We start from the raw sequence: 436 nt of genomic DNA, 5'->3' as shown, positions 1-436 counted from the left end.
AACGTCGCCCGACACGGTGGCGGCGGTTTGTTCAGCGCCAGACTCTCCGACAACGACCTCGCCTGGGCCACGCGGCAACTGGCGAGCCTGCTCGGTGCCAGTCTGCCATTGGAAGCAGCACTGAGCGCCACAGTCGAGCAGGCCGAGAAAAAGCACATCGCCCAGACCCTTAGCGCCATGCGCGCCGATGTGCGCAGCGGCATGCGTCTGGCGGAATCGCTGGCGTCGCGGCCACGGGATTTCCCCGAGATTTACCGGGCGCTGATTGCCGCTGGCGAAGAGTCTGGCGATCTGGCCCAGGTGATGGAGCGGCTCGCCGATTACATCGAGGAACGCAACAACCTGCGCGGCAAGATTCTCACTGCGTTCATCTATCCCGGCGTGGTCGGGCTGGTGTCGATCGGCATTGTGATTTTCCTGCTCAGCTACGTGGTGC

The 436-nt window shown here is 63.8% G+C and carries 1 protein-coding gene; it reads left to right on the top strand.

The annotated features are described in order from the left end of the window. On the top strand, nucleotides 1–436 hold a 436-nt coding region (locus AC0T7J_RS25345; RefSeq protein ID WP_473798538.1), incomplete at both ends, for a type II secretion system F family protein.

This window comes from Pantoea sp. E956-1, from assembly GCF_982223955.1.
Note: the sequence above shows the minus strand (reverse complement) of the source record. Positions and strands in the feature narration are given on the sequence as shown.